Annotated in this window: 8 protein-coding genes and 3 pseudogenes; 8 read left to right on the top strand and 3 right to left on the bottom strand. The window is 57.5% G+C overall.

Going from position 1 to position 9,306, the window contains the following annotated elements; translation table 11 throughout:
• Positions 1-381: 381 nt before the first annotated feature.
• From PG892_RS19975 to PG892_RS19985, 3 genes and pseudogenes are all read left to right on the top strand, one after another.
• Positions 382-750 (top strand): annotated as a pseudogene (locus tag PG892_RS19975) (recombinase family protein); the annotation flags it as partial.
• Positions 751-1,002, top strand: a pseudogene (locus PG892_RS19980) (Tn3 family transposase); the annotation flags it as partial.
• 273 nt (positions 1,003-1,275) lie between these two features.
• Positions 1,276-2,751 carry a HAMP domain-containing methyl-accepting chemotaxis protein gene (locus PG892_RS19985; RefSeq protein ID WP_270825755.1) on the top strand — a complete coding sequence of 492 codons (1,476 nt, stop codon included), beginning with the start codon at positions 1,276-1,278 and terminating at the stop codon, positions 2,749-2,751.
• A gap of 115 nt (positions 2,752-2,866) precedes the next feature.
• On the opposite strand, the gene PG892_RS22695 is transcribed toward PG892_RS19985, so the two are convergent.
• From PG892_RS22695 to umuD, 3 genes and pseudogenes are all read right to left on the bottom strand, one after another.
• Positions 2,867-3,109: a hypothetical protein gene (locus PG892_RS22695; RefSeq protein ID WP_231557019.1), complete on the bottom strand. Its 243-nt coding sequence runs from the start codon at positions 3,107-3,109 to the stop codon at positions 2,867-2,869.
• 34 nt (positions 3,110-3,143) lie between these two features.
• Positions 3,144-3,872: pseudogene (locus PG892_RS19990) on the bottom strand (Y-family DNA polymerase); the annotation flags it as partial.
• A complete protein-coding gene (gene umuD, locus PG892_RS19995; protein ID WP_024945037.1) occupies positions 3,853-4,296 on the bottom strand; it encodes a translesion error-prone DNA polymerase V autoproteolytic subunit in 444 nt (147 codons plus the stop codon). The gene umuD and the pseudogene PG892_RS19990, both read right to left, overlap by 20 nt.
• 116 nt (positions 4,297-4,412) lie before the next feature.
• On the opposite strand from umuD, the gene PG892_RS20000 reads away from it, so the two are divergent.
• From PG892_RS20000 to PG892_RS20020, 5 genes are all read left to right on the top strand, one after another.
• Positions 4,413-4,601, top strand: a complete 189-nt coding sequence (locus PG892_RS20000) for a DUF3283 family protein (RefSeq protein ID WP_021138010.1) — start codon at positions 4,413-4,415, stop codon at positions 4,599-4,601.
• Between the two features lie 146 nt (positions 4,602-4,747).
• Positions 4,748-5,194 carry a hypothetical protein gene (locus tag PG892_RS20005; protein WP_043852095.1) on the top strand — a complete coding sequence of 149 codons (447 nt, stop codon included), beginning with the start codon at positions 4,748-4,750 and terminating at the stop codon, positions 5,192-5,194.
• A 185-nt stretch (positions 5,195-5,379) separates the two neighbouring features.
• Positions 5,380-7,830: a type I restriction-modification system subunit M gene (locus PG892_RS20010; protein WP_270825756.1), complete on the top strand. Its 2,451-nt coding sequence runs from the start codon at positions 5,380-5,382 to the stop codon at positions 7,828-7,830.
• Positions 7,827-8,318 (top strand): DUF1016 N-terminal domain-containing protein, encoded by a 492-nt coding sequence (locus PG892_RS20015; RefSeq protein ID WP_051505340.1) that lies wholly within the window; start codon positions 7,827-7,829, stop codon positions 8,316-8,318. The genes PG892_RS20010 and PG892_RS20015 overlap by 4 nt, the downstream gene beginning before the upstream one ends.
• Positions 8,315-9,235 (top strand): restriction endonuclease subunit S, encoded by a 921-nt coding sequence (locus tag PG892_RS20020; RefSeq protein ID WP_270825757.1) that lies wholly within the window; start codon positions 8,315-8,317, stop codon positions 9,233-9,235. The genes PG892_RS20015 and PG892_RS20020 overlap by 4 nt, the downstream gene beginning before the upstream one ends.
• The last annotated feature ends 71 nt before the right edge of the window (positions 9,236-9,306 follow it).

A 9,306-nucleotide genomic window follows, 5' to 3' on the forward strand; every position in this document is an offset into this window, starting at 1 on the left:
AGGTAGTCGAAAGAATATTGGCATCTTTTGGGAGTTCTAAGTTTCGACCCGTCACTGGTAAATTCTGGCGCATAAGAGCCTCAAGAGTTGGCTGTTTTATTTTATTGTGTTCGGCATTAAGCCCAATTTCTTTAGCGTTACGATAAAGCTAGCATGGACACGATAGGTGCAGCAAGTTAAGGGTTGCATTGCGCATGTAAATCTAGGTTATACCCTAACTGGATGTCAGGCAAGGCCGCGCCGCTTCGTCAGAATAGAGTCATCTTTCGCATTTTTTGACACATGCCCGCGAAGGTCATAGATTTCAGCCTGACAGAAACGGGGTTTGAGGCACAACGGAACAGAAGGAGCACTTAAGCCGCCTTCAACCAAGGAGACATCGTGCAGGGGCACCGCATCGGCTACGTCCGGGTCAGCAGCTTCGACCAGAACCCGGAACGCCAGCTGGAACAGACCCAGGTGAGCAAGGTGTTCACCGACAAAGCCTCGGGCAAGGACACCCAGCGCCCCCAGCTCGAAGCGCTACTGAGCTTCGTCCGCGAGGGCGACACCGTGGTGGTGCACAGCATGGATCGTCTGGCCCGCAACCTCGACGACCTGCGCCGCCTTGTACAGAAGCTGACCCAGCGCGGCGTACGCATCGAGTTCTTGAAGGAGGGGCTGGTATTCACCGGCGAGGACTCGCCGATGGCCAACCTGATGCTGTCGGTGATGGGGGCCTTCGCCGAGTTCGAGCGTGCGCTGATCCGTGAGCAGCAGCGCTACCGGGCCAGCGGCCTCAACCTGGTGACGGCGGCTATCGTGCTGTGGAACACGGTGTACCTGGAGCGCGCCACCCAGGGGTTGGTCGAGGCCGGCAAGCCGGTGGACGGCGAGCTGCTGCAATTCCTGTCGCCTCTGGGCTGGGAGCACATCAACCTAACCGGCGATTACGTCTGGCGGCAGAGCCGCAGACTGGAAGACGGGAAGTTTCGGCCCCTACGGATGCCCGGAAAACCTTAGCGTACGATTTTTTCCGAATTCTGCGGGCTCCCCTAAATCGAATGTCAGCAAGCTCTTGAACGCCGCAGACGGGAAGAAGCTGAATTAAGCAACACATTGAAGCACTGAGCAAGCGGTTCCGTGTTTCCCCACCCTTGTTCTTTTAGCCTGGAAGGTTCGCCGCCGGGCCGGGGCCGGGGATGGCCAGCGGTTTGCCTAGTGTTCTAGTTCACATCCTTCCTAAGCGGTGCCGAAGAGAAGTTTCATATCATCAGTACCCAAATCATACCGGAAATGCTCGATAGTGCGGCACTCAAGCAAAACCTGGATGATGTCCGGCGCTTGGAGCTGCGCTTCATGTTGCTGGGCAATGGGGCCAATCTACCTCAGGAGGAGCAGTTGGTGGCCGAGACGGTGACCCGGGTGCAGCAGAGCCTGGCGGATTATGAGAGTGATTTGCGCACCCCGGAGCAGCGGACGCTGTTCGAGGAGTTGCGCAACAAGTGGCAGGCTTATCTGCCCCTGCACCAGGAGATCATGAGCCTGAAGCGAGAAGGGCAGACCGAGGTGGCGGCCCAGAAGTCGGTGGCATCCGTTGCGCTCTACTATGGGCTTACCTCCCTGGTTGGCAAGCTGATGGACCTGAACCAGCAGCAGGCTAGTGCCATGGAGGCCCAGTTTAACCGTGCCAATAAACAGGCCAAGCGCTGGATCGTCGGTTCGCTACTGGCGGCGGTGTTGCTGGTGTTTGGGCTGGCCTACTGGCTCTCCGGCCAGATCAGAAAGCCGCTGGCGCACCAGGTGGAGCAGGCCAATCGGCTCTCCAGAGGCGATTTGAGCGGCACGCTGGATCCGCGCTGCTTTGCTCGCGACGAACTGGGCCAGCTGGCCTCGGCCTTTGGCAGCATGCACACCAATCTGCGGACCCTGATTGCCGATGTGGCCGCTGCCGTTCACCAATTGGGAACGTCGGTGGAGGAGGTCAATGCCATCGCTACCCAATCCTCTCAGGGGGTTGCCCAGCAGCTCCAAGAGATCGATCAGTTTGCCGCCGCCATCAACGAGTTGCAATCCACGGTGCAGGAGGTGTCGCGCAACTGCAACGAGGCGGCCAACTCGGCCAGTACGGCGGCGGGGGACTCCTCGGCGGGGTTGCATGCCGTGCAGTTGGCCATCAAGGATACCGGTGTGGTGGCGCAGAAGCTGGAGCAGGCCGGGCAGGTGGTGGATCATCTGCAGCAGGATAGCCAGAGCATCGGTGTGGCGCTGGAGGTGATCCGCTCCATCGCCGATCAGACCAACCTGCTGGCGCTCAATGCCGCCATCGAGGCGGCACGGGCCGGTGAGCATGGTCGGGGTTTTGCCGTGGTGGCCGACGAGGTGCGCACCCTGGCCAAGCGAACCCAGGACTCTACCAGCGAGATCAACCGCATCATAGATCTGCTGCAGAGCCGGGCCCGCGAGACGGTGGAGAATATGGATCATAGCCGTCAGTTGATGGACACCACGGTGAACAGTACCTCGGATGTGGGCTCCATAATCCACAAGGTCACCGAATCGGTGGCGCTGATCTCGGACATGAACACCCAGATTGCCACCGCCACCGAGGAGCAGAACTCGGTGACCGAGGATCTGAACCGCAACATAGCGGTGATCCATGAGGCGGCCAACGAGGTGGCCAGTGGCGCCGAGCAGACGGCCTCCGCCTGCCTCTCCCTGAGCCAGTTAGCCGAACAGCTGCAGGGACGGGTTGCCCAGTTCCAGTTGTAAGCGTGGTGTGCTGTATCCAGTTCCTGCCGCCATTCGGCGGCGGGAAACCCAATGAAATCAAATAGATACAAAATAATCAAGTAACTTCTCATTAAGTCGTGGCGATGGGCTCCTTTTACCGCTGGTTGATCAGTTCAGCTAGCGGCACAAATGGACCACCATTTATCCTCTCCTGCAGATATTTCCAGAACGACATACCCAACTTTCTGCAGGTATTTTTCAGACTCATAAATGTATCCCGGCAACGTCTCCCTTCCTCGCTGCGGGTGCTTCCGCTCACCTTTCGCTTCTTCACATGACCCCGGATGTCCCGCTCGCTACCATTGGTGTGCAACGGCACCTCCGGCCGCTTCAGCACCAGCAATAATTCGTCCTTGTGTTCGCGTAACCGCTTCAGCAGCCGGTTCAACGGTCAGCTCTGCGCAAGGCAGGCCACGCAGCTCCTGTACGATCCGCTCGACCACCACGCCGTATTGGGCGCGTAACCCTTTGGCATCGCTAGCCACCAGGTCAGCCACGGTGTTGATGCCTTGTGCCACCAACTTAGCGCCCAAGCGCCGTCCTATGCCCCACACCTCATCCACCGGGGTGATAGCCATCAGCCGGGCACGGCGCAGCTCGTCACGCAAGTCCACAACGCCGCCCGTGGCAGGCCACTTCTTGGCTGCATAGTTGGCCAGCTTGGCGAGGGTCTTGGTGGGGCCGATCCCAACCCCTACCGTTAGGCCGGTCCACTGCCACACTCGCTGCCGGATCTGTTGCCCATAGGCTGTCAGGTTCCCGGCAAACGACTCCGACAGTGACAGGAATGCTTCATCGATGGAGTAGACCTCCTGCTCGGGGGCCATGGTCTCTAACGTGCTCATCACTCGGCCAGACATATCGCCATAGAGCGCGTAGTTGGAGCTGAACGCCACACCGCCATGCGCCTCGAACTGCTCGCGGATCTTGAAGTAGGGCCCGGCCATCTTGATGCCCATCGCCTTGGCCTTGGGGCTGCGCGACACCACGCATCCATCATTGTTGGAGAGCACCACGATCGGGCGGCCACGCAGCTCAGGGCGAAACAGCCGCTCACAGCTGGCGTAGAAGTTGTTTACATCAACGAGCGCTATAGCCATCACGCTGCCTCAGATTGCCAATCACATGGGTGACCACTCCGAACAACTCCAGGGAGAGACTCATACAAGGGTCGATAGGCGCGAACGCCGGATTGGCTGGCAGCAGCCGCAACCTCGGCTTGAGCTGCAAGGTCTTTACCGTGAAGCCGCCATCGAGTAGTGCAATCACCACATCACCATGGCGAGGGGTGAGGCTCTTATCGACCACCAGCAAGTCACCGGGAAAGATGCCGACCCCGGTCATGCTCTCCCCCTCGGCACGCAGATAGAAGGTTGCTGCAGGGTGCGGCACGCAGTGGGTGTTGAGGTCCAACTTCCCTTCCAGATAGTCGCTGGCTGGGCTGGGAAAGCCACAAGAGGCGCGGTGCAAGAACAGCGGGATGGTCACCTCGGCGGGTGATGGGTCTGGGGTTAACAGCTTCATGGTAATAACGCCTGTGTTTATATACAGGCATTATAGCGCGCCACCTTTGAACCAGCGCAAGTCCCGCATGCCACTGATGGCGTACCATGGCGCCAACAAATAACAAAGAGATCAGTATGAGTCACAATCTGTGTGCCCTACCGAAAGAGCAGCAAGAACGGGTCGAGGTCGAGAAGGCTGCCGCATATGCCGTATGGAAAGAGCGCAACGGTCACTTGGCCAGCGCAGAAAGCGAAGCAAGCCAGCATAAGGGTGAGCTGGGCAGCTACTTTCTTGAGCAAGTGGGTAAATACAAACGAGGTTAATTATCTCAAGCTGGACTGAACGCGCCTCAGTGGACGTCTTGCCATCACGCATCCGCCTGAAAACACGACATGTTAAAAACCTCAGTATCGAGGCTGAGCGGCTGGCCCGGTATAGTCAATCGAGTTCACGTCAGAGGAGAGATGCAATGAGTCACCAACCCGGCTTTTGGTTAGCGACACGCCAGTGGTCGCTGGCCGCACTGCTGCTGAGCCTAACGCCGCAAGTCGTGTTTGCAGCCGACTGCACCTATCGAAAAGATGCATTGGGCCATACCCGCTATCAATGTGACGATGGCAAGCAGGGCACCTTACGTGAGGATGCGCTTGGCAACATCAAAGACTCGGGAACCGGAACGACCTGGCGTAAGGACGCGCTCGGCAATCTTAAGAGGAGCGATGGCACTACCTATCGGCAAGACGCGCTGGGCAATATTCGCGGCAGCAATGCCAAAACCGGTGAACGGGTGACATGGCGTGAAGATGCACTTGGTCAGTTGCGTGCATCTGATGGCACCGTCTGTCGAACCAACGCGCTGGGGCAACTCAAATGCCGTGGCGAGAGCACACCGCCGGCCTTGCTGGAAGGCAAATGATGGCTTTTGCAGCAAACGATCTGCCTATCCGTCACTGATGTGATATCCACCATGGTTGCCACGGGGTCAAGTGGGTAAACTCGTTGGCAATCTCTGGCGTGCTCACCCGTATGGGTGCAAACAATCGCCTCTTTTCGTTTTCCATGCGCCCTTGGCGCAAACTGACTCTTATTGGAACCCTTTCCATGGCTATCAAGAAAAACGAACTCTACTCCTCCCTGTGGGCCAGTTGCGATGAACTGCGCGGTGGCATGGACGCCTCCCAGTACAAGGACTATGTGCTCACCCTGCTGTTTGTGAAGTACGTTTCCGACAAGGCCAAGGGTAACCCCTACGCCATGATTGAGGTGCCGCACGGGGCGAGTTTTAGTGACATGGTGGCGCTCAAGGGGACCGCGAATATCGGCGAGGCGATCAACCTCACCATCTCGGCGCTGGCCGAAGCCAATGATCTCAAGGGCGTTATCGATATCGCCGACTTCAACGATGAGGACAAGCTCGGCAAGGGCAAGGAGATGATCGACCGCCTGACCAAGCTGATCGGCATCTTCGAGGGGCTGGATCTCTCCGCCAACCGCACCGAGGGCGATGATCTGCTAGGCGATGCCTACGAATACCTGATGCGCCACTTCGCCACCGAATCGGGCAAGTCCAAAGGGCAGTTCTATACCCCGGCCGAGGTGTCGCGCATTCTGGCCAAGGTGATCGGCATCAGTCGCCAGACGCCGCAAGATGCCACCGTCTACGACCCCACCTGCGGCTCCGGCTCCTTGCTGCTCAAGGCCAGTGACGAGGCGGGACCCAAGGGGCTCACCATCTACGGTCAGGAGATGGATAACGCCACCAGCGCCTTGGCGCGCATGAACATGATCCTGCACGACAATCCGACCGCCAAGATCTGGAAGGGCAATACCCTGGCCGCGCCCCAGTGGAAGGAGGGCAACAACCAGCTCAAGTGCTTCGACTTTGCCGTCGCCAACCCGCCCTTTTCCAACAAGAACTGGACCAGCGGCCTGGATGCTGAGCACGATGAGTTTGGCCGCTTTGTCTGGGGGGTACCGCCGGAGAAAAACGGCGATTACGCCTTCTTGCTGCACATCATCAAGAGCCTCAACAGCCGTGGCAAGGGGGCGGTGATCTTGCCCCACGGCGTGCTGTTCCGTGGCAATGCCGAGGCGCGCATCCGCGAGAATCTGCTCAAACAGGGCTTTATCAAGGGCATCATCGGCCTGCCTGCCAACCTCTTCTACGGCACCGGCATTCCGGCCTGCATCATCGTCATCGACAAGGAGACGGCGCACCAGCGCGCTATCCAGGCCAACGGCTACAGCAGCCAGAGCCTGTTTATGATCGATGCCAGCAAAGGCTTTATCAAAGATGGCAACAAGAACCGGCTGCGTGAGCAGGACATCCACAAGATCGTCGATACCTTTACCCGCGAGCAGGTGATCCCCCGTTACAGCCGCGCCGTGCCGCTCTCCGAGATCGCCGCCAACGACTACAACCTGAATATTCCGCGCTATATCGATGCCAGCGAGGCCGAAGATCTGCACGATCTGGCCGCCCACCTTAAAGGCGGCATTCCCAATCGGGATATCGACGCCCTGGGCGCTTACTGGCAGGTGTTCCCGACTCTGCGGGCCGATCTGTTTGCTCCGGCCCATGCGGGTTATAGCCATGGGTTGGTGGAGGCCGCCAAGGTCAAGGGCACCATACTGGCGCACCCCGAATTTGTCCGTTTTGCATCTGCCTCGCTCGAACCCTTCTCACGCTGGTTTACCGAGTGCCATCTGCCGGAGATAAAGCCGGGTGAATCGCCCAAGGCATTGATCGAAGAGATCAGCGAATCGCTGCTCGCCGCCTATGCGCCGCTGCCGCTGCTGGATAACTACGATATCTACCAACTGCTGCTGGACTACTGGCATGCCGTGATGCAGGACGATGTCTATGTGCTCTGCCAGGATGGCTGGGCGGCGGGCAAGGTGCTGCGCGAGCTTAAAGTCGATAAGGGCGAAAAGCTTAAAGAGACGCCGGATCTGGTGCTAGGCCGCGCCAAGTACAAGGCCGAGCTGTTGCCACCGGCGCTGCTGGTGGCCCGTTTCTTTAGCGATGAGCAGGCCGCCATTGATGCCCTGCAGGCCGCCGCGGATGAGGCAAGCCAAGCCTTGGAAAGCTATCTGGAAGAGCAGGGCGGTGAGGAGGGGCTGCTGAGTGACGCGGCCAACGACGCGGGCAAGATCAACGCCGCCAGCTTGAAGGCGCGGCTCAAGCAAGCCAGCGATGCCGAGGAAAAGGCGGCGCTAAAAACCGCCATCAAGCTGTTCGAAGCGGAAAGTCAGGCTAAAAAGGCGGTAAAAGAAGCGCAAGAGGTGGTGGATCGGGCTGTGGTTGCCCGTTACCCCAAGCTGACCGAGGATGAGATCAAGCAACTGCTGGTGGAGGATAAGTGGCGTGCCAGCTTGCAGGCCGCCATCGAGGCGGAGATTGAGCGCATTACCCAGCAGCTGGCCAACCGCGTCAAGGAGTTGGAGGAGCGCTATAGCGCCACCCTGCCGCAGCTGACCCAGCAGGTCGCAGATCTGGAGGCCAAGGTGGCCGCGCATCTCAAAAGCATGGGGCTGGAGTGGACGCGATGAATCAACAGAACGCTTTTATGTTGCTGCCGGAGGCGCAACAACAGGCCGATCGGCTCTTTGGCCAGTTCGGCAGCCTGATTGAACAGGCTCGTACTCAGGTTCATCGAGCCGTTAACAGCGCCATGGTGAGCTGTTACTGGCAGATCGGTTGTCTTATCGTCGAATCCGAACAGCAGGGACAAACCCGGGCTGCCTATGGCCAGCAGTTGCTGGCCCAGTTAGCCGTGCAGCTGACCAGTCGCTTCGGCAAGGGCTTTGATGCCAGCAATCTGCGTAATATGCGGCGTTTTTATCTCGCCTTTCCAATTCAGGAGACGGTGTCTCTCGAATTGAGCTGGTCCCACTACAACCTGCTAAGTCGCATTGACAATCCGGCTGCCCGGCAGTGGTACCAAAGCGAAGCGATAACCCAGAACTGGAGCGTGCGGGCATGCGTGTGCAGGCTCGGCTGGAGCAGGCTCGTAGCCTGGCACAGGAGTAACCCATGACCATAACAGACAAGCCGAACACCACAGGCGGCCAAGGTGGCAGTTCATCGCAAGAGCATGGGGCTGGAGTGGGCATAATGGCAGAACAGATGATGCAAGAGACAGCAGGTAAGGCGATTCCGGCAGGCTATAAGCAGACAGAAGTGGGGGTTATTCCGGAGGATTGGGAGGTTTCATCGCTAAAGGATGTGGCATTATTCGGTGGTGGTACTACTCCATCCCGGAGTCAATATGATCTTTTTTATAAAGATGGCCATCATCCTTGGGTGAAAACTTTAGATTTGAATAATGGACCTATTTTTGAAACGGATGAATATGTAACAGATGCTGCTTTGACTAATACAAGCCTGAGAAAGCATAAAGCAGGCTCCGTCCTCGTGGCCATGTACGGTGGTTTTAATCAAATTGGACGAACTGGTTTGTTGAGAACAGATGCTGCAATTAATCAAGCATTGTTGGCAATAATTCCAGATGGTTCAAAGCTTTATTCTGGTTTTCTATTGAGCCAACTGAATTACCATGTTGATTATTGGAAGTTAGTTGCTAGTAGCAGTCGGAAAGACCCGAATATAACAAGTACAGATATAAAAAATTACGAATTACCCCTTCCATCGGTGAAAGAACAAACCGCCATTGCCAATGTGCTGTTGGATAGCGATGCACTGATCGATGCACTGGAGCAGCTGATCGCCAAAAAGCAGGCCATCAAGAGCGCCACCATGCAGCAACTGCTGACCGGCCGCACCCGCCTGCCTGCCTTCGCCCTACGCCCCGATGGGACTAAAAAAGGCTATAAACCCAGCGAACTGGGAGATATTCCGGAGGATTGGATGGTCGCTCAGCTAGGAGAGATTGTAAAACTCAACATGGGACAGTCTCCAAGTTCTAGTAACTATAACAACAAGGGTATTGGCTGACTCTTATACACAAGTAGCGCCCTGAACGGAACCATTCCCGTTTTCCAGGATCTGATCTTCCATGTGACCTC

Source organism: Aeromonas sp. QDB68 (assembly GCF_027707405.1).
Lineage (GTDB): Bacteria > Pseudomonadota > Gammaproteobacteria > Enterobacterales > Aeromonadaceae > Aeromonas > Aeromonas caviae.